The organism is Streptomyces sp. NBRC 110611 (assembly GCF_001590865.1).
Classification (GTDB): domain Bacteria; phylum Actinomycetota; class Actinomycetes; order Streptomycetales; family Streptomycetaceae; genus Streptomyces.
Map to the genome: position 1 here is coordinate 1 of NZ_BBUY01000014.1, position 18,978 is coordinate 18,978.

16 protein-coding genes and 2 pseudogenes are annotated in these 18,978 nt (G+C 71.0%); 8 read left to right on the forward strand and 10 right to left on the reverse strand.

Annotated features, from left to right (window positions below):
- The 4 genes from AZE13_RS24255 to AZE13_RS24270 all read right to left on the reverse strand — a co-directional run.
- A partial coding sequence (locus AZE13_RS24255) for an SPFH domain-containing protein (RefSeq protein ID WP_066936352.1) occupies nucleotides 1-767 on the reverse strand: 767 nt, incomplete at its 3' end.
- A gap of 29 nt (nucleotides 768-796) precedes the next feature.
- Nucleotides 797-1,234, reverse strand: coding sequence for an NfeD family protein (locus tag AZE13_RS24260; protein ID WP_066935943.1), 438 nt, complete (start codon nucleotides 1,232-1,234; stop codon nucleotides 797-799).
- 281 nt (nucleotides 1,235-1,515) lie between these two features.
- Nucleotides 1,516-2,370 (reverse strand): DMT family transporter, encoded by an 855-nt coding sequence (locus AZE13_RS24265; RefSeq protein ID WP_066935946.1) that lies wholly within the window; start codon nucleotides 2,368-2,370, stop codon nucleotides 1,516-1,518.
- Between the two features lie 79 nt (nucleotides 2,371-2,449).
- On the reverse strand, nucleotides 2,450-3,325 hold the full coding sequence (locus AZE13_RS24270; RefSeq protein ID WP_066935949.1) for a universal stress protein: 876 nt from the start codon (nucleotides 3,323-3,325) through the stop codon (nucleotides 2,450-2,452).
- 284 nt (nucleotides 3,326-3,609) lie between these two features.
- Here AZE13_RS24270 and AZE13_RS24275 point away from each other — a divergent pair, with 284 nt between their 5' ends.
- Together AZE13_RS24275 and AZE13_RS34330 are read left to right on the forward strand one after the other, a co-directional pair.
- Nucleotides 3,610-4,095 (forward strand): cation:proton antiporter regulatory subunit, encoded by a 486-nt coding sequence (locus AZE13_RS24275; RefSeq protein ID WP_066935952.1) that lies wholly within the window; start codon nucleotides 3,610-3,612, stop codon nucleotides 4,093-4,095.
- Nucleotides 4,092-4,589, forward strand: a pseudogene (locus AZE13_RS34330) (cation:proton antiporter); the annotation flags it as partial. The gene AZE13_RS24275 and the pseudogene AZE13_RS34330, both read left to right, overlap by 4 nt.
- 1,511 nt (nucleotides 4,590-6,100) lie before the next feature.
- Here AZE13_RS34330 and AZE13_RS24290 read toward each other — a convergent pair.
- The 4 genes and pseudogenes from AZE13_RS24290 to AZE13_RS24305 all read right to left on the reverse strand — a co-directional run bounded on the left by AZE13_RS24290 (nucleotide 6,101) and on the right by AZE13_RS24305 (nucleotide 9,853).
- Nucleotides 6,101-6,289, reverse strand: a complete 189-nt coding sequence (locus AZE13_RS24290) for a DUF397 domain-containing protein (RefSeq protein WP_066935962.1) — start codon at nucleotides 6,287-6,289, stop codon at nucleotides 6,101-6,103.
- Nucleotides 6,271-6,594 (reverse strand): annotated as a pseudogene (locus AZE13_RS24295) (Scr1 family TA system antitoxin-like transcriptional regulator); the annotation flags it as partial. The gene AZE13_RS24290 and the pseudogene AZE13_RS24295, both read right to left, overlap by 19 nt.
- A 321-nt stretch (nucleotides 6,595-6,915) precedes the next feature.
- Nucleotides 6,916-8,439 (reverse strand): aldehyde dehydrogenase family protein, encoded by a 1,524-nt coding sequence (locus AZE13_RS24300; RefSeq protein WP_066935968.1) that lies wholly within the window; start codon nucleotides 8,437-8,439, stop codon nucleotides 6,916-6,918.
- A gap of 151 nt (nucleotides 8,440-8,590) precedes the next feature.
- A complete protein-coding gene (locus AZE13_RS24305) occupies nucleotides 8,591-9,853 on the reverse strand; it encodes a glycoside hydrolase family 18 protein (RefSeq protein ID WP_066935971.1) in 1,263 nt (420 codons plus the stop codon).
- Nucleotides 9,854-10,251: 398 nt separating this feature from the next.
- On the opposite strand from AZE13_RS24305, the gene AZE13_RS24310 reads away from it, so the two are divergent.
- The gene (locus AZE13_RS24310) at nucleotides 10,252-11,448 is read left to right on the forward strand and encodes an acyl-CoA dehydrogenase family protein (RefSeq protein WP_066935974.1); all 1,197 of its coding nucleotides are present in this window, start codon (nucleotides 10,252-10,254) and stop codon (nucleotides 11,446-11,448) included.
- A gap of 59 nt (nucleotides 11,449-11,507) precedes the next feature.
- On the opposite strand, the gene AZE13_RS24315 is transcribed toward AZE13_RS24310, so the two are convergent.
- A complete protein-coding gene (locus AZE13_RS24315) occupies nucleotides 11,508-12,686 on the reverse strand; it encodes a pyridoxal-phosphate dependent enzyme (RefSeq protein ID WP_066935977.1) in 1,179 nt (392 codons plus the stop codon).
- A gap of 116 nt (nucleotides 12,687-12,802) precedes the next feature.
- Complete coding sequence (locus tag AZE13_RS24320; RefSeq protein ID WP_066935980.1) at nucleotides 12,803-13,228, reverse strand: hypothetical protein; 426 nt, start codon at nucleotides 13,226-13,228, stop codon at nucleotides 12,803-12,805.
- A 209-nt stretch (nucleotides 13,229-13,437) separates the two neighbouring features.
- Here AZE13_RS24320 and AZE13_RS24325 point away from each other — a divergent pair, with 209 nt between their 5' ends.
- The 5 genes from AZE13_RS24325 to AZE13_RS24345 form a co-directional block, all read left to right on the forward strand.
- Nucleotides 13,438-13,878 carry an Lrp/AsnC family transcriptional regulator gene (locus AZE13_RS24325; RefSeq protein WP_043268198.1) on the forward strand — a complete coding sequence of 147 codons (441 nt, stop codon included), beginning with the start codon at nucleotides 13,438-13,440 and terminating at the stop codon, nucleotides 13,876-13,878.
- A 60-nt stretch (nucleotides 13,879-13,938) separates the two neighbouring features.
- Nucleotides 13,939-15,588 carry an amidohydrolase gene (locus AZE13_RS24330; RefSeq protein ID WP_066935982.1) on the forward strand — a complete coding sequence of 550 codons (1,650 nt, stop codon included), beginning with the start codon at nucleotides 13,939-13,941 and terminating at the stop codon, nucleotides 15,586-15,588.
- 532 nt (nucleotides 15,589-16,120) lie between these two features.
- The gene (gene lnt / locus AZE13_RS24335) at nucleotides 16,121-17,791 is read left to right on the forward strand and encodes an apolipoprotein N-acyltransferase (protein ID WP_066935985.1); all 1,671 of its coding nucleotides are present in this window, start codon (nucleotides 16,121-16,123) and stop codon (nucleotides 17,789-17,791) included.
- Nucleotides 17,788-18,543 carry a polyprenol monophosphomannose synthase gene (locus AZE13_RS24340; protein WP_066935988.1) on the forward strand — a complete coding sequence of 252 codons (756 nt, stop codon included), beginning with the start codon at nucleotides 17,788-17,790 and terminating at the stop codon, nucleotides 18,541-18,543. The genes lnt and AZE13_RS24340 overlap by 4 nt, the downstream gene beginning before the upstream one ends.
- 90 nt (nucleotides 18,544-18,633) lie before the next feature.
- A partial coding sequence (locus tag AZE13_RS24345) for an FxsA family protein (protein ID WP_147264716.1) occupies nucleotides 18,634-18,978 on the forward strand: 345 nt, incomplete at its 3' end.

Sequence of the window (18,978 nt, forward strand, 5' to 3'; positions counted from 1 at the left end):
GTCTCGAGGTACTTGTAGGCCAGGACCTTCGGGTCGGCATTGTTGCGATGGACGGCCTGGAAGACGCGCTCCACCGCCTTTGCCTCGCCGTCCGCCCGCAGGATCATGGCTTGTTGCGTGCCCTGTGCCTCCAGGATGTCCTTCTGCTTCGTGCCTTCCGCGGTAAGGATCTTGGCTTGCCGGTCCCCTTCGGCGTGCAGGATGGCCGCGCGCTTGTCACGCTCGGCCCGCATCTGCTTCTCCATCGCTTCCTTGATGGTGTTCGGTGGATCGATGGCCTTGATCTCGACGCGGTTGACCCGGATCCCCCACTTGCCGGTGGCATCGTCGAGGACGGCGCGGAGCCGGGCGTTGATCTCCTCACGTGAGGTGAGCGTCTCCTCCAGGTCCATGCTGCCGATGACGTTACGCAGCGTGGTCACGGTGAGCTGATCGATCGCGTGCAGGTAGTCAGCGACCTCGTAGGCCGCCGCCCGCGGGTCAGTGATCTGGTAGTAGAGCACGGTGTCGATATTCACCACGAGGTTGTCCTCGGTGATCACCGGCTTGGGGTCGGACGAATAGACCTGCTCGCGCACGTCGAGTTTGGTGTTGATGCGGTCCGCCACCGGCAGGACCAAGTTCAGGCCGGGCTGCAGCGTCCGGCGATACCGGCCGAACCGCTCGATGTTGTAGCGGCGCGCCTGCGGGACGATCCGCACAGTGGAGGCCACGAGGAAGACGACAACAATGGCCGCCACAAGAATGGGGATGACAACGGGATCCACAGTGCCTCCGCTGCTACGTGTTCAGCCGCTCATGGCAGGAGTTCGCGGGGGTAGACGATGGCCGTGGCGCCTTCGATCTCCATGACATCCACCAGCGCTCCCACCGGGATCACAAGGCTCTCGTCGAGGGCGCGGGCGGACCACTCCTCGCCGGAGAGCTTGATCAGGCCGTGGGTCGCGGTGACCTCCTGCATGACCTCGGCCCGCTTGCCGATCAGCGCATCAACGCCCTCGCGTGTGAGGGGCTGCTGCGCCATATACCGCAGTGCGACAGGACGGACGAGGACGAGTCCCGCTGCCGCTGCTGCTCCGAAGGCCACGAGCTGGCCGAGGATACCGATGCCCACGCCGGCGACTACGGCGGCAACCAATGCAGCACCCGCCAGCAGTCCGAAGACCAGGGTCAGGGTGAAGAACTCCGCGGCGCCCAGCGCCGCGGCGGCGAGCAGCCATACGAACCACGGCATCGAATCGCCCTCCTTTAAGGGCCTTCTCCCAAGCTACCTCGGAACGCCGGGCAGAACAGAAACGGCAGCTGTGGTTCATGCTCGTTGAACGGTAAGGCCTGATCAGCGGGGGTTCCTGCGGGCAGGTGAACGGCCAACATGATCACGAACGTGAGTGAAGACGATCAAGGGCGGGGAGAGATGAGTGCGCTGGGCCTTCACCATGGACCCCGACTGGCGAACACGCCGGCACCAGACGATGAAGCGGATTTGCGTGGGTCCACCGTGACGGCCCGCGGTCCTCAGGGCCGAGCCAGTGGCGACCTGTCCAGGAGCACGATGCCGCCAACGGCCGTGGCCGCCCCCAGTGCCTGCACGGCCAGCGCCCAGGTGGACGAGGCGAGCTGCTCGTCGAAGACGGCGACACCGATCAGCACGGCGCCCATCGGCTCCAGAGTGTCGATGAGCGGCAGGCTGATGGCCAGGGATCCGGCCTGATAGGAACTCTGCGACAGGATCAGCCCCGCCACGCCGATGACGATCAGCGCATACGGTTCCCAGTGGGACAGTGCGCCGAGTCCCTCGGCCCGGAACCGTCCGGCCGCGGCTTTGGTCAGACTGTCGAGCAGGGCGAACAGCAGCGCCGCGCCGATCGCGTAGAGCGCCGTCCGGGCCGTCGCCTGGCTGCTCCGTCCCATGGCTGCCAGGAGCACCACTGCGCCGACGATGGCCAGGAGCACGGGCAGCCAGTCGCGAATCGAGGGAATCGCCGTGCCGGCGGGGGCCGGCGGCAGCACCGTGAGGAACATGGCCACACCACCTGCCGTACAGACGATCCCGGCAGCCTCCCGGCGGGTCAGGCGCACCGTGCGGCGCCAGGCCAGAAGCGGCAGGGCGAACACGAGATCGGTGGCCGCCACCGGCTGGACCAGGACCAGCGGACCGAAGGCCAGGGCAAGGCCCAACAGGGCGAAGGACAAGACAGCCAGGGTCATGCCCGCCAGCCACTGCGGCCGGCGGGCCAGGTCGAGCACGAGCCGGAGCCGCAGCGACTCCCGTGCGGGTGCCTCGCTCGCCGCCTGTTGCTGGAGCAGCGACGCGACTCCGAAGCTCATAGCGGACAGCAGCGCGGCCACCACCGCGACAGCGGTGTTCATGGGGCAAATATCGCCGCGCGGAGGGGCAGGGCCGTACCCCGACACGAGTGAACGGCGAGGAGCGGGGGCCGGTGGGCGGTCAGCCGTGGGCGATGACGGCGACGGGCGCGGGGCAGTGGTGCAGTACCGCGTGGGCGACGGACCCGATATGTGTTCCCAGGGGGGACCTGCGGACACGTCGGCCGATGACCACGAGCTCCGCATCGGCTGCGGCGTGCAGCAACTGCGGTGCGGGGCCGCCGATGGGCGAACGCTCCTCGACGTCGACCGACGGGAACCTCCGCCTCCAGGGCAGCAGCACTTCGCTGAGCCGTCGGGCGATGTCCGGGGCCATCTCCCGCTCGGCTTCTTCGAGCGCGGGGGCGGAGCGGGCGAGCGGCGGCAGTGACCAGCCGTACACGGCTCGAAGGGGGCGGTCGCGCCGTGCGGCCTCGTCGAAGGCGAAGGCCAGGAGGGCGTCGCAGGGATGCTGGATGTCCACGCCCACGACCACGTCGCGGGAGGGTTTGGGCGGTGCGGACGGGGGCTGTTCGCCCGGCTGCTTCGGCGCACGCACCAGGACGACCGGCTGCTCGGTGGAGGTGATGGTCGCCATGCCGACCGACCCGATGAGGAAGCCCTTGACGCCGCTCAGCCCGCGCGAGCCGAGCACCAGCAGATCAGCGTCGGCCGCTTCGATGGACAGGGCGGTGGCCGGCGGCCCCCACAGCAGCCGTGTGCTGATCTCCAGGGCAGGGTGTTCCTGTTGCAACTCCGCCGCGACCTCGGCCAGCAGTCCGTGGGCCCAGCCGTCCCGCACCTGTGCGGAGGCCGCTGGAATAGTCGCCCAGGCCGGCCACTCGTCCGCGTGCACCAGGCGCAGCGGCACCGCACGCAGTAGCGCCTCGCGCGCCGCCCATTCGGCGGCGGCAACGCTCTCGGGAGACCCGTTCAGACCGGCGGTCACACAGGACATCGGGCGCACCCCTTCGGGCCCAGCTAGTTCCACTGTCCAGCTTCCGACGCGGAGCCGCGCGAGGAAGAGCCGACAGGCCCGTGCGTTCTGTCCCATGCGGCCCCATGCTGCGCGGCATGAGCGATGCCGTGCGGCCGTCGGACGGGAAGCCGAGGCTCGGCTGCCCGAGTGGCAGCAAAGGTACGCCGAACATGGCTGTCGGACGGTCTTGCACCGTGATGAACCCCCATATGCCCTCTCAATGCATACACGTCCACATTTGCGTACGAAATAATGATTGACGCATGGATGTCAACGAGGTGCTGTTGCCCGGGGTGGGGATGCGTTACGAGTTCGTCAACCGGGAGGGGGATCGGATGGGTGTCGTCGCTCGCCGGTCGGGTGACTTCGAGTTGTTGGTCTACGAGGGTGCGGATCCGGACGAGGCGCGGCTCGTGTTCCGGCTGACCGACGAGGAGGCCGACGCCCTCGCCGAAATTCTGGGTGCTCCACGCATCGCCGAGCGGTTCGCGGATCTGACCAAGGAGGTGCCGGGGCTCAGTGCCGGGCAGGTCGAGGTGCGTACGGGCGGGCCCTACGCCGGCCGTCCGCTGGGGGAGACCAGGGCCCGGACGCGGACTGGCGCGACCATCGTGGCGGTCGTGCGCGGTGAAGAGGTGATTCCCTCCCCGGGGCCGGGACAGGTGCTGCGCGCGGGGGATGTGCTGGTGGTGATCGGAACCCACGAAGGAATTGCCGCGGTGGAACGTATCGTCCAGGCTGATCGGTGAAGGTCTCGGTTGCCCTGCTGCTGGAGCTGGGGGTCATCCTGGCCGCGCTGAGCCTGTTCGGGGCGCTGGCCCGGCGTTTCGCGCTGTCGCCCATTCCGCTCTATCTCCTGGCGGGGCTGGCTCTGGGTGAGGGGGGCATCGCACCGGTTCCGGCGGCCGGCCCGTTCGTGGAGACCGGGGCGGGCATCGGGGTGGTGCTGTTGCTGCTGGTGCTCGGCCTGGAGTTCACCGTGCCGGAGTTCACCATCAGCCTGCGCCGCCATCTGCCGTCCGCGGTGGTCGACCTCGTGCTGAACGCGGCCCCTGGAGCTGTGGCGGGATGGTTGCTGGGGCTTGACGCCGGCGCAATCCTGGCACTCGCGGGCGTGACCTACATCTCCTCCTCGGGCATCATCGCCCGGCTTCTGGGGGACCTGCGGCGGCTGGGCAACCGGGAGAGCCCGGCCGTGCTGTCCGTGCTGGTACTGGAGGACTTCCTCCCCATTGCCTCGGTCGACGTCCCGTCCCAGTTCACCCCAACGCCCTGGCACGAATGGCCGTCTGCTTCCGCACCGGGCCCCTCCTCGCTCCCACCACCCCCGACCCGGTCACCGCCGTCCTGCCCCACCCGGCCACCGCCACCGGCACCTGGATCTGGACCGAACCGGCCGGCACCGCCGGCACCTGGCGCCCCCTCCCCATCACCGTCCCCGACCCCGGGGACATGCCCCTGGGCAACCCGGAGATCCGCTCCGGCTTCCTCGTCCTCAGCGAAGCAGCGGATGCCACCCGAGCTGACAGCTGACATCCGATCAACAATCTCGAAAGGCAGCATGCTCATGGGCATCGTCACCCAGACCACCCCCGCACCCCCGGAGACGGCCTCCGATTTCGGCAGTCAGGTCCAGTACTCCCTCACCACCGTCCCCGACCCCCTCACCGTCAGCCCCGCCGAGGGCACCGTGGAACTCGGTGACCTGGTCATCGTCGCCAGCCGGATCGCCGTCGACCCGATCGAGACGAACGAGATCGCCGTCTACCTCCCCGTCGGCTCCGAGGCATGGCAGCTCGTCCTCGACTACACAGGCATGCAGGTCCCCGCCCCTTCCGGATGGACCGCCACTCCCGGCGAGGCCAACGAACGCATCCTGTTCAAGCCCGACTCCGAACACGCCACCATCGGCCCCGAACGGGGACTCACCCTCCAGCTCAACAAGCTCCGCATCAACCGACAGATCGGCACCGCCCCGATCGGCATCGAACTCTCCTGGCGCAAGCCGGGCAACAGCGCCTGGAAAACGGAGAACCAGACGCTGGATATCGGCAAGTTCCCAGCCGATTTCTACCTCAGGAACCTCAAGCCCGACCGCGCCTACATCGACAACGGTGACACCGTCACCCTCACCTGGGAACGCCCCGAGGGAACTGGAGCCACGTACCACCTGCTGTACGAGAACACCGAGATCGAGGTCACCGGTTACAGTACCTTCCCCGTCCAGGACATCCGCCGCAACACGATGTTCTACCTCCGCGGCCGCATCCAGCAGGGAACCGGGACCGCGGAACGGACCCTCAGCACCTACGTGACTGTCAACAAACCCGACATGGAAGTCAGCGATCTGGGCGTGCACGGCAAACAAACATGATCGGGCTACAAGAAATCGGCTGGCCGGCGGGTCACTACGGGGCCTACGCGTCAGCGGAGACCGATGGGCTGCTTTTCGTCGCGGCGAGGGACGGCAGCATGCGTATCGACCTACAGACGGCTGATGGCGGCGGCTTTTCGAAAGGTTTCCTCGTGGGAACGGGCATCCAGGATAACCTTCTTATTCCCGTCAGAAAGGGATGGATGGTGCATTTTCAGTGGGACCGGAACATCGTGGGAACGTCGCAGTTCTACTGGCACCCCTTTGGCGTGGGGAGCTCGTCTGGGGCTGGAACCCTGGTCCCCCTCCTCGTGACCCAGCGGGGGCGTCCTGAGGTTTCCTCCGTCGGGAAGGTCAGACAAGCGGGGCGATGGGTGGGTTCAGGCGGGCAGCTCCGTGCCCTCGACGGCGGCGACGAAGGAGGACCACGCGGCCGCCTCGAAGTCCTTGCCGTCGCGGACGGGGACGACGGCGGGGAGGCTGTCGGCGACCTCGATGCACGCCCCGCCGTCCGGGTTGCTGTAGGAGCTCTTGCGCCATGTCATGTTGGTCAGGTCGATGGTTCGCACGGTGCTTCTCCGGCATCCGCATGATGAACTTCCGCGACTCGGCAGGATTCCGCGCCTGGTCACGTATCGCATCGTACGCGCGTTGCAGCTTCCTCAACTGAGGCGTTTTCCTCGGTCGGTTCGCCACGGTGCGCGTTCTTCGTGTACGCCACCGTACCGCCGTCCAGCAGTCGCAGGAACAACACGTCGGTGCTCACCAGCCCATCCAGGCCGGAGCCGAGCGGCAGGACCTGAAGCGTGATGTTCGGGCGCTCCGACGCCTCCAGGTACTCCGGCTGTTCGTGCCAGCCTGCCGCGTCGCACAGCGTCTGCACCGGCGGCGTGGACGCCGTCCTTCGGTGAGTGCCGTTCACCTCTGCTGGGTGCCGGGATGATGGGTCAAGCCGAGCTGGCCAACCGCCTCATCGAGCAGTCGATGGAGGAGTGGGGCCGCGTCAGCCAGGGCGCGGCGCCTGTGGGGTGAGCCGGGGTTTTGGTCCGCGACTGGTCCGGAACAGCTGGTCAGGAGCGGGATAGCGGTGGGAGAAACTGGTAGTTATGACGTAAACGGGGCCACCTGCGCTGAGCGGGTCGCGCGGAAGGCGCCTGACGGGCAAAAGCCCAGGTCAGGCGCCTTTTTCGGGCCTCTAGAAGAAGCCGAGCTTCTTCGGGGAGTAGGAGACCAGGAGGTTCTTCGTCTGCTGGTAGTGGTCCAGCATCATCTTGTGCGTCTCGCGGCCGATTCCGGACTGCTTGTAGCCGCCGAACGCCGCGTGTGCGGGGTAGGCGTGGTAGCAGTTGGTCCATACCCGGCCGGCCTGGATGGCGCGGCCCGCGCGGTAGGCGGTGGAGCCGTCACGGGTCCAGACGCCCGCGCCCAGGCCGTAGAGGGTGTCGTTGGCAATGCCGATCGCGTCCTCGAAGTCGCTGAACGGTGCGACGGCCACCACCGGGCCGAAGATCTCCTCCTGGAAGACCCGCATGTCGTTGTTGCCCTCGAAGACCGTGGGCCGGACGTAGTAGCCGCCTTCCAGCTCGCCGCCCAGCTCGGCACGGGTGCCGCCGGTCAGGATGCGGGCGCCCTCCTGCTGTCCGATGTCCAGGTACGAGAGGATCTTCTCCAGCTGGTCGTTGGAGGCCTGGGCGCCGATCATGGTGTCGGTGTCCAGCGGGTGGCCCTGGACGATCTTCTCCGTACGGGCCACACCGGCGGCGAGGAAGTCCTGGTAGTGGCCGCGCTGGATCAGCGCGCGGGACGGACAGGTGCACACTTCGCCCTGGTTGAGGGCGAACATGGTGAAGCCTTCCAGCGCCTTGTCCCGGAAGTCGTCGGCCGCGGACGAGACGTCGTCGAAGAAGATGTTCGGGCTCTTGCCGCCCAGTTCGAGGGTCACCGGGCGCAGGTTCTCGGACGCGTACTGCATGATCAGGCGACCGGTGGTGGTCTCGCCGGTGAAGGCGACCTTGGCCACCCGCGGGCTGGAGGCCAGCGGTTTGCCCGCCTCGACGCCGAAGCCGTTGACGATGTTGACGACGCCGGGCGGCAGGAGATCGGCGATGAGGGACATCAGGTAGTGGACCGACGCCGGGGTCTGTTCGGCCGGCTTCAGGACGACGGTGTTGCCGGCGGCCAGGGCCGGGGCGAGCTTCCAGGTCGCCATCAGGATCGGGAAGTTCCAGGGGATGATCTGGGCGACCACGCCGAGCGGCTCGTGGAAGTGGTAGGCGACGGTGTCCTCGTCGATCTCCGACAGCGAGCCCTCCTGGGCACGGATGGCGCCGGCGAAGTAGCGGAAGTGGTCGATGGCGAGCGGGATGTCGGCCGCCAGCGTCTCCCGTACGGGCTTGCCGTTCTCCCAGCTCTCGGCGACCGCCAGGGCCTCCAGGTGCTGCTCCATCCGGTCGGCGATCTTGTTGAGGACGGCGGCGCGGTCGGCGGCGGACGTACGGGCCCAGTGCGGCGCCGCGGCGTGCGCCGCGTCCAGGGCGCGTTCCACGTCCTCGGCCGTACCGCGGGCGACCTCGGTGAACGGCTGTCCGTTGACCGGTGTCGGATTCTCGAAGTACCGGCCCAGTAAGGGTGCCACGAACTCCCCGCCGATCCAGTGATCGTAACGGGGCAGATAGCTCATGACGGCATCGTCGGACCCCGGGCTGGCGTAACGGGCCATGGACTGTCTCCCTGTCGCTGTCGGCGCGGTACCCGCCGTATCGCGCCCCGAGATCCCCACAATAGTGGCCTGACGCGACGTCAAAGCCGCCCGGAACAGGTGGACGGGCGGGAGGCCGCCACCTCCCGCCCGTCCGGACCGGATACCGCGGTTACCTGATCGCCTTGATCAGTTCGCCGTTGGTGGTGTCGCCGCTCAGTTCCCAGAAGAACGTGCCGCCCAGGCCCTGGGCGTCCTTGAAGGCCATCTTCGTGCCGATGGTCTTGGGGGTGTCATAGCTCCACCACTGGTCACCGCACTTCGCGTAGGCGGTGCCGCCCACCTCGCCGGTGGCCGGGCAGCGGACCTTGAGCACCTTGTAGTCGTCGATACCGGCCTCGTACTTGCCCGCGGCCGCACCGGTGGCCGTACCGCCCGGGGCGTCCTGGGTGACGCCCGACCAGCCGCGGCCGTAGAAGCCGAGGCCCAGCAGCAGCTTGTCCGCCGGAATACCGAGGCCGAGCAGCTTCTTGGTGGTGTCGGTGGTGTTGAAGCCGGCCTTGGGAATGCCGTCGTACGACGCGAGCGGGGAGTGCGGGGCGGTCGGGCCCTTGGCGTCCCAGGCGCCGAAGTAGTCGTACGTCATGGGGTTGTACCAGTCGACGTACTGGGCCGCGCCCGCGTAGTCCGCCGCGTCGATCTTGCCGCCGTCCGAGGCGTCCGCGGTGATCGCGGCGGTCACCAGATTGTCCTTGCCGAACTTCTCCCGGGTGGCCTTCATCAGCTTGGTGAAGGCGTCCTTCCCGCTGGTGTCGCAGGTCAGGCCGCAGGCGTTGGGGTACTCCCAGTCGATGTCGATCCCGTCGAAGACATCCGCCCAGCGCTTGTCCTCGACCAGGTCGAGGCAGGACTGGGCGAACGCCTCGGGGTTCTTGGCGGCGTCGGTGAAACCGCCGGACCAGGTCCAGCCGCCGAACGACCAGATCACCTTGAGGCCGGGATGCAGCTTCTTGAGCTTTCTGAGCTGGTTGAAGTTGCCGCGCAGCGCGCCGTCCTCCCAGGTGTCCGCCTTGCCGTCGACGCTCTGGTCCGCGGTGTAGGCCTTGTCGTAGTCGGCGTAGGAGTCGCCGATCGCGCACTTGCCGCCCTGGACGTTGCCGAAGGCGTAGTTGATGTGCGTCAGCTTGTCCGCCGAACCCGACGTCTCGATGTTCTTGACGTGGTAATTGCGGTCGTAGACGCCCCAGTTGGTGAAGTACCCGACGACCTTGTTCCCGGCCGCGGTGGCGGTGGGGGAGGTGTGCGCGGGGGAGGCCTTCGCGGGGCCGGCGGAGGCCGGGGCGGCGAGCAGGGTGCCGGCCAGTGCCGCCGTGCACAGCGCGGTGGCGGCGGCGATCACCCTGCGCGGGGATCGTACGCGGTGCGGTCTGAGCATGTCGTCTCCTCGAGGGGGCGAGGGGTGGAGTCGCAACCCGTGGTGCCGTGACCTGTGTTCCGTGTGGTGACCCGCGTCCGTCGTGGCGAATTGGCATGAACGCGCGGAACGTTGCAGCAGAAGGTAGAAGGACTAGACCAGTGCGTCAATGGTTCGGACCAATCTCGCGGCCGGGCCGCAGCGGTCCGCCGGGCGCCCCGACACGGGCCGGACCCACAGCCGCAGTTGATCAACCCGTGACGAGGAGCCGCCGATCGGGCATACTCCTAGCGCCACAGTCGCAGGTCATCGCCTTTCGTGACCCGGAACGCGATCATCGGCCTGGCATCACGGAAACCGGCGCCGTCGCCCACCCCGCGCGCGTCGCCGCAGTGCCCGACAGGGAGGAGAGCGCCGCCATGACCGAGTACGGCCCCCGGCCGGTGGACCGCAGGCTGCCCACGGAAGAAGCCCGTGACCTGCTGACTCTCGTACGCGAGCTGGTCGAGCGGGAGATCAGGCCGACCGCCGCGGAGCAGGAGGAAGCTGGCCGCTTCCCCCGCGAGACCTTCGCCCTGCTCTCGGAATCCGGCCTGCTCTCCCTGCCCTACGACGAGGAGTTCGGCGGCGGAGGCCAGCCCTACGAGGTCTACCTCCAGGTCCTGGAGGAGCTCGCCGCCGCCCGGCTGACCGTCGGCCTCGGCGTCAGCGTCCACACCCTCGCCTGCCACGCCCTGGCCGGTTTCGGCACGAAGGAACAGCGCGCCGAACACCTCCCCGACATGCTCGGCGGCGGACTCCTCGGCGCGTACTGCCTGTCCGAGCCCGCCGCGGGCTCCGACGCCGCCTCCCTGACCACCCGCGCCACCCGGGGCGGGGGCGGGGGAGAAGCCGGCAGCGGGGGGCACTGGACCCTGAACGGCACCAAGGCCTGGACCACACACGGCGGCGTGGCCGACTTCTACACCGTCCTGGCCCGCACTGGCGGCAGCGGCGCCCACGGCATCACCGCCTTCCTGGTCCCGGGCGATGCCGAGGGCCTGAGCGCCGCGGTGCCCGAACGCAAGATGGGCATGAAGGGCTCGCCCACCGCCCAGCTGCACTTCGACAACGTCCGTATCCCCGACGCCCGCCGCATCGGCGACGAGGGCCAGGGCTTCACCATCGCGCTGTCCGCCCTGGACTCCGGGCGGCTGGGCATCGCCGCGTGTGCCGTCGGCGTCGCCCAGGCCGCGCTGGACGAGGCGCTCGCCTACACCGCCGAGCGGCGGCAGTTCGGCCGCCCGATCGCCGATTTCCAGGGCCTGCGCTTCATGCTGGCCGACATGGCCACCCAGATCGAGGCCGGCCGCGCGCTCTACCTCGGCGCCGCCCGGCTGCGCGACGCCGGCCTGCCGTTCTCCAAGGAGGCGGCGATGTCCAAGCTCTTCTGCACGGACGCCGCGATGCGGGTCACCACCGACGCCGTCCAACTCCTCGGCGGCTACGGCTACACCATGGACTTCCCGGCCGAGCGCTATATGCGCGAGGCCAAGGTCCTGCAGATCGTCGAGGGCACGAACCAGATCCAGCGCATGGTCATCGCCCGCCACCTCGCGGGCCCCGAGACGCGCTGAACGACGACAGGGCCGGGGCGGGCCGGGGGAGTTCCCCGGGCCGCCCCCGTGCCCCCGGCTCAGCCGCCCATGCCCTTGAGGCCCGTTGCCGTGCCGATCGCGACCACCACCGCACCGGGAGCGACGGGCAGTTCCCGTGCCACCGCGGCGGCGACGGCGGACGACGGCTCCAGCAGCAGGCCCTCCGCCGCCAGCCGCCGGTGCTCCGCCATGATCACCTCGTCGTCCACCGCACAGGCCGTGCCCCCGCTGCGCCACAGCGCGTCGAGCCCCTGCCAGCAAGGCCGTTCCTCCCCGAGGGAGAAGGCCACCGTGGGCCGGCTCGCCACCCGCGTCCGCTCCTGCTCGCCGCGCTCCCCGTGGCGCAGTGCGGCGGTGTACGGGGCCGCGGCGGCCGGCTCGGCGGCCACCAGCCGCGGCTCGCGCGCGATCAGGCCCGCACCCGCCAACTCCCGGAAGCCGCGGCCGATTCCGGCCAGCAGATCCGCCCGGCTGGTGGGCACCACCACGGTGTCGATCCGCCGCCCCGCGAAGTCCCGCGCCAGCTCGTACGCGACCGACTTGTAGCCCTCGTTGGCGTACCGATTCCCTCCGGGGGAGGGCGCGGAGAAGCTGGTCAGCGGGTACCAGCCGAACTCCTCGACGGCCCGGGCCATCGCCGCGTTCCGCTCCGGCACGGTGCCCCGGTGCACCACACGCTCCGCCCCCAGCGCATCGATCTGCGCCCGCAGGCCCGCCGGTACCGCCTCGGTGGTGAACACCACACAGCGCAGACCGGCCCGCGCCGCGTACGCCGCGGCCGCCGCACCCGCGTTGCCGGAGGACGCCGCGACCACGGTGTCCGCACCGCACGCCAGCGCCGCCGCGACGCCGACGGCCATCGCCCGGTCCTTGTGCGAGCCGGTCGGATTGCCGCCCTCGTACTTCAGCCACAGCTCACCGGCCGGACGCGCGCGGCGGGCACCGTGGCCGCCGCCGTCGCGGCCGCCGTCCGGGTCCTGCCGCAGCCGGATGTTCGGGGCGTTCCCCTCGCCGAGCGTGACCGGCGGACCGGGCACCGGGAGCGCGGCCGGCAGCCCCCATGGCCCGCCCGGATATCCCGCGAGGTCCAGCCCGGTCAGATCCGCGAGTGGCGGCATCGCGTTGACGCCGATGCCCTCGGCGGCGCAGCTCCGGCAGCCGCCGAAGCCCTCCACGGGCCGGTCGCAGCGCGGGCAGTGCAGGGGTGGTGGGGTCACCTTCGCTCCAGGGGCGGTGGGCGGTCGACACGGGCGCGGTTGCCGGTCGACCCGGGGAAGGTAACAGTCCGGCGCGCGCCGATGCGCTGCCGCGTACGGGCGGTTGGTACGCGCGCTCAGGCGCTCCGGCGCATCCGCGGTACCCGGATCGGCCGGGCGCCCGGGCCGCCGATGTGGGAGAACGGCTGGCGGCGCCAGTCCAGGCTCTCCGGGAGCGTCAGCAGCACGGCCGCGTCCTGCTCCTCGGCGTCCGGAGCGCCGTCGGCCTCCGGGGCCCCGGAGACCGGACGGCCGGAGCCCTGGCACACCGTCAGGCCGAACGGGTTCCACGGGGTGGGGCACAGCGCGTGCTCCGGAAGGCTGTCCTCGTCCGCCAGCAGGGCGATCGGCTGCCGGCAGTCGGGGCAGGTCACACGGTAGATCTCCAGGGTCTCGCAGGCGTCGTGCGCACCGTCGTCGCCGGAGCGGGCGGGACTGTCGCCCTCCTGGGCGGTGGTGTTCGAGGCTGTGGGGTCCTGCTGAAGGTGTCGCATAGTGTCCATCCCCCTCGGGTGGGCCGCTCGGACCGCTGACTTCCTGTGACGGGCGGTCCTGGCCACCACCAGCAATTCCCGTCATGCCGTGCGCATAATCGCGGCCACCCCGCGGACACGGGTTCACCTGTGTGGCATTGGTCACACAGCCCGGCGTGAAGGTGTTCACGACCCGGCGCGCGGTGCGCATACGCCCCCGCGCACAGTAGGTTGAGCGGGTGGAGGAGTTGGACCGACAAATCGTGGATCTGCTCGTCAAGGACGGGCGGATGAGCTACACCGACCTGGGCAAGGCCACCGGCCTGTCCACCTCGGCGGTGCACCAGCGGGTGCGCCGCCTGGAGCAGCGTGGCGTCATCCGGGGCTACGCCGCCATCGTGGACCCCGAAGCCGTGGGCCTGCCGCTCACCGCCTTCATCTCGGTCAAGCCGTTCGACCCCAGTGCGCCGGACGACATCTCCGACCGCCTCGCGGAGGTCCCCGAGCTGGAGGCCTGCCACAGCGTGGCCGGCGACGAGAACTACATCCTCAAGGTCCGGGTCGCCACACCGCTGGAGCTGGAGCACCTGCTCACCCGCATCCGCACCCTGGCCGGGGTCTCCACCCGTACGACGGTGGTGCTCTCCACTCCCTACGAGGCCCGGCCGCCGCGGATCTGACCCGGCGATATCCGGCCCCCGCGCACCGGGCACCACCGCACGGGGGCCAGACTGTCCGGTATGAGCGAGCGCACCCCCGATCCCGCACCCTCCCGCACCCGTACCGTCCTGCTGCGCGGCGGCGAGGTGCACAGCCCCGCGGACCCCTTCGCCACCGCCATGGTCGTCGAGGGCGACCGCATCGCCTGGGTCGGCGAGGAGGGCGCGGCGGACTCCTTCGCCGACGGCGTCGACGAGGTCGTCCGGCTCGACGGGGCGCTCGTCACCCCGGCCTTCACGGACGCACATGTGCACACCACGGCGACCGGGCTCGCGCTCACCGGCCTCGACCTGGCCGGCGCCGCCACCCTGGCCGACGCGCTGGCCCGGATCCGCGCGTACGCCGAGGCCCGCCCCGCGGACCGGATCCTGCTCGGACACGGCTGGGACGCCAGCGCCTGGCCGGAGGGGCGGCCGCCGTCCCGGGCCGAGCTGGACGCGGCCACCGGCGGCCGCCCGCTCTACCTCACCCGTGTCGACGTGCACTCCGCGGTCGTCACCACGGCCCTGCTGGACCTGGTCCCCGGCATCCGCGACCAGCCGGGCTACCACCCCGACGCCCCGCTGACCGGCGATGCCCACCACGCGGTCCGCCGGGCCGCCCACGCCACCGTCACCCCGGCCCAGCGCGCCGAGGCCCAGGCGGCCGCGCTGGCCCGCGCCGCCTCCCTCGGCATCGGCACCGTCCACGAGTGCGCCGGCCCCGAGATCTCCGGCGAGGACGACTTCACCGGGCTGCTCGCCCTGGCCCGGGAGGCGCACGGCCCGCGGGTGGTCGGCTACTGGGCCGAGGCGGTCGCCTCCGCGAAGGACGCGGAGCGGATCCGCGGGCTCGGGGCGATCGGCGCCGCGGGGGACCTGTTCGTCGACGGCTCCCTCGGATCGCACACCGCTCATCTGCACGCCCCCTACGCCGATGCCCCCAGCCACACCGGCACCGCCCACCTCGACGCGGACGCGGTCGCCGCCCATGTCGCCGCCTGCACCGAGGCCGGTCTGCAGGCCGGTTTCCACGCCATCGGGGATGCCGCCCTCAGCAGCGTCGTGGACGGCGTCCGGGCCGCCGCCGAACGCGTCGGCCTCGACCGCGTCCGCGCCGCCCGGCACCGCGTCGAGCACGCCGAGATGCTCACCGAGGCCACCATCGCCGGCTTTGCCGACCTGGCCCTGACCGCTTCCGTCCAGCCCGCCTTCGACGCGGCCTGGGGCGGCACCGACGGGATGTACGCCGCCCGCCTGGGCGCCGAGCGGGCCCGCGCCCTCAACCCGTACGCCGCCCTGCTCAGGGCCGGGGTGCCGATCGCCCTGGGATCCGACAGCCCGGTCACCCCGCTCGACCCCTGGGGCACTGTCCGCGCCGCCGTCTTCCACCGCACCCGCGCCCACAGCATCTCCGCCCGCGCCGCCTTCACCGCCCACACCCGTGGCGGCTGGCGGGCCGTCGGCCGGGACGACGCGGGCGTCCTGGTGCCCGGCGCGCCCGCCGACTACGCGGTCTGGCGCACCGGCGAGCTGATCGTCCAGGCCCCCGACGAACGGGTGGAGCGGTGGTCCACCGACCCCCGGTCCGGCACCCCGGGACTGCCCGATCTCACCCCCGGCGGCGACCTGCCGGTGTGCCTGAGCACGGTCGTCGGCGGCCGGACGGTCTTCGGGCCGCCGAACGAGTGACATCAGGCGGGCACGTACCGTCGCGGCACGCGCCCGCAGATACTTGCCCCTCGACCGGGTGCCCCCGGCTGACCTGGGGCGACGCGAAAACGACGCAGGCGGAGCACCTGTTGACAGCAGGCGGTCGGCGGCCGGTAGGTTCGGCCGAGTCCACCACAGGACGTCCGACCGGGAGACCTCCGCGCAGTCGTCGAACGCAGCTGGGCCATGGGGCGGTGCGCCACACCGGCACACCGCCGCTGGGAGCCAGGTCCAGGACCAGCGGCACGGGGCGACGGAACATCTCGACCGGATGGGGGTCCCTCCCTGCTCGTCACGAGCCTGGGGGACGGTGCGACCCGGATGGGGCCCGGACGCTCAGTAGACAACGGCTTTCGGTCGACCCGCAGCCAGCGGGTCCCGGGCCGGCCCGAAGGGCGCCGGGCCCCGATCCGCACCCCCGGCCTCCCGATGTACGGTCAGCTGACACCGTCCTCCACGCCCCGACGAGCGGGGAGCGCCCCATCCGACCTCCAGGAAGGCCCGGCGACCAGTGCCATCGGGTTCCGACACTCCCGCAGAAGCCGTCAGCGACATCGCACCGGACGGACCGGTGCCGTCCGCCGGGACGCCCGCCCCGGCGCCCGCCCGCCCCGGACGGCTCCGGCGGCTCGCCGCGCTCGCCCGCCGTGAGGCACCGCGCACCGGCCTCGCGGCGGTCTCCGGTGTCGCGCTGGCCCTCGCCTTCCCGCCGTACGGACTGTGGCCGCTGTCCCTGGCCGCGGTGGCCGCGCTGTCGCTGCTGACCCGCCGCCGGACCGCCCGCCAGGGCGCCTGGACCGGCCTGGCGTTCGCGGTGCCGTTCTTCCTGGTCCTGCTGAAGTGGCTGCATGTGGTCGGCTGGGACGCGGTGATCGGCCTGTCGATCGCCGAGGCGCTCTTCGTGGCGCTGCTGGGCGCCGGCCTCGCCGTCACCTCCCGGCTGCCGGCCTGGCCGCTGTGGGCCGCCTGTCTGTGGGTCGCCCAGGAGTGGGCCCGCGACCGGGTGCCCCTCGGCGGCTTCCCCTGGGGCCGGCTGGCGTTCGCCAACACCGGCTCGCTGTTCACCCCGCTCGCCGCGGTCGGCGGTGCCCCGCTGGTGACCTTCGCCGTGGCGCTGTCCGGTGCCCTGCTGGCAGCGTGCGCGCTGGCCCTGTGGGGGCTGCGCGGGGGCGGCTCGACGCGCCGGGTGGTGTCGGCGCTGGAGGCGTTCGGCCTGGCCGCCGCGGTGGCCGGGGCCGGTGTGCTGGTCCCCGTCCCCACGAAGGCCGACGACACCGTCGACATCGCGGTCGTCCAGGGCAACGTCCAGCGGCCCGGTATGGACTTCCTGGGCCGCCCCATGATGATCCTCAACAACCACGCCGAGGCCACCGAGAAGCTCGCCGCTGATGTCCGGGCCGGCCGCGCCAGGAAGCCGGACCTGGTCATCTGGCCGGAGAACTCCTCCGACCTCGACCCGTTCCAGTACCCGCAGGCCTACGACCGGATCGACCGGGCCGTGAAGGCCGTCGGCGTGCCGGTCCTCGTGGGCGCCCTGGTCGACCACCCCACCAAGGAGGGCTACGTCTACAACCAGGGCATCGTCTGGGACCCGAAGAAGGGGCCGGGCGCCTCGTACACCAAACAGCATCCGGTGCCGTTCGGCGAGTACGTACCGTTCCGGGAACAGCTGAGCAAGATCATCACGCGCTTCCAGCGGGTACCCCGCAACTTCTACCCCGGGGACCACACCGGAGTGCTCGACGTCGGGCCCGCCCGGCTCGGCGACGTCATCTGCTTCGAGGTCGCCTACGACGAGATCGTCCACGAGACCGTCGACGCCGGCGCCCGCGCCCTGATCATCCAGACCAACAACGCCACCTACGGCCGGACCGGCCAGCCCGAACAGCAGCTGGCGATGTCCAAGCTGCGCGCCGTCGAACACGGCCGGGCCGTGGTCACCGCGGCCACCAGTGGGATCAGCGCGGTGGTCGCCCCGGACGGCACGGTCACCCGCCGGATCCCCGAGTTCACCCAGGGCGTGGTCTCCGCGCGCATCCCGCTGCGCGACGACATGACGCTCGCCGACCGCGCCGGTGCGGCTCCCGAGTGGGTGATCGCTATGGTGGGCCTTCTGTCCTGTGCCGCCGCGGCAGTCGCCGCCCGGCGCGGGCGTACGAAGGACAAGAAGGGACAGCAGTGACAGACGGTCAGCGGCAGTACGGTCCGCTCGGTACCACGTTGGTGATCATCCCGACGTACAACGAAGCGGAGAACATCCAGCCGATCGTCTCGCGGGTCCGGTCCGCCGTCCCCGAGGCGCACGTCCTCGTCGCGGACGACAACAGCCCCGACGGCACCGGCAAGCTCGCCGACGAACTGGCCGCCGGCGACGAACAGGTCCACGTCCTGCACCGCAAGGGCAAGGAGGGCCTCGGCGCCGCCTACCTCGCGGGCTTCCGCTGGGGGATGGAGCACGGCTACGGCGTACTGGTGGAGATGGACGCCGACGGCTCCCACCAGCCCGAGGAACTCCCACGGCTGCTCACCGCCCTCAAGGGCGCCGATCTCGTCCTGGGCTCCCGCTGGGTGCCGGGCGGCCGGGTCGTGAACTGGCCGAAGAGCCGCGAGTTCATCTCCCGCGGCGGCAGCCTCTACTCCCGCCTCGCGCTCGACCTGCCGCTCCGCGACATCACCGGCGGCTACCGGGCCTTCCGCGCGGAGACCCTCAGGGGCCTGGGTCTGGACGAGGTCGCCTCCCAGGGCTACTGCTTCCAGGTCGACCTCGCCCGGCGTGCGGTGCAGGCCGGCTACCACGTCATCGAGGTGCCGATCACCTTCGTCGAGCGGGAGCACGGCGACAGCAAGATGAGCCGCAACATCGTCGTGGAGGCGCTGTGGCGGGTGACGGTGTGGGGCGTGGGCTCCCGCGTGGACAAGCTCCGCGGCCGCTGAGACACGGGTTCTCCCCGGGACCGGCCCGCAGGTGATCCTTTCTCGTCACCCGGAGGGGGTGCGGCGGGAAGTGCCAGGCACACTTGAGGCATGACGTTCGGAGTCACGCCACCGCCGAGTTCCCGCCCGCCCCGGCGCTCACGCGCCCGCCGGTTCGTTCCCCTGGGTGTCGCCGCCTGGATGGTGCTGGAGATCTGGCTGCTGACCGTGGTCGCCGGGGCCACCAACGGTCTGACCGTCTTCCTGCTGCTGGTAGCGGGCGTGATCGCGGGCGGCTATGTGATCAAGCGGGCCGGCCGCCGCGCCTGGCAGCACCTCACCGAGAGCCTCCAGGCCGGCGGCGCGGCGCCGGCCGGCACGCCCGCCCCGGCCGGCACGCCCGCCCCGGCCGGCACGCCCGCCCCGGCCGGCACGCCCGCCCCGGCCGGCACGCCC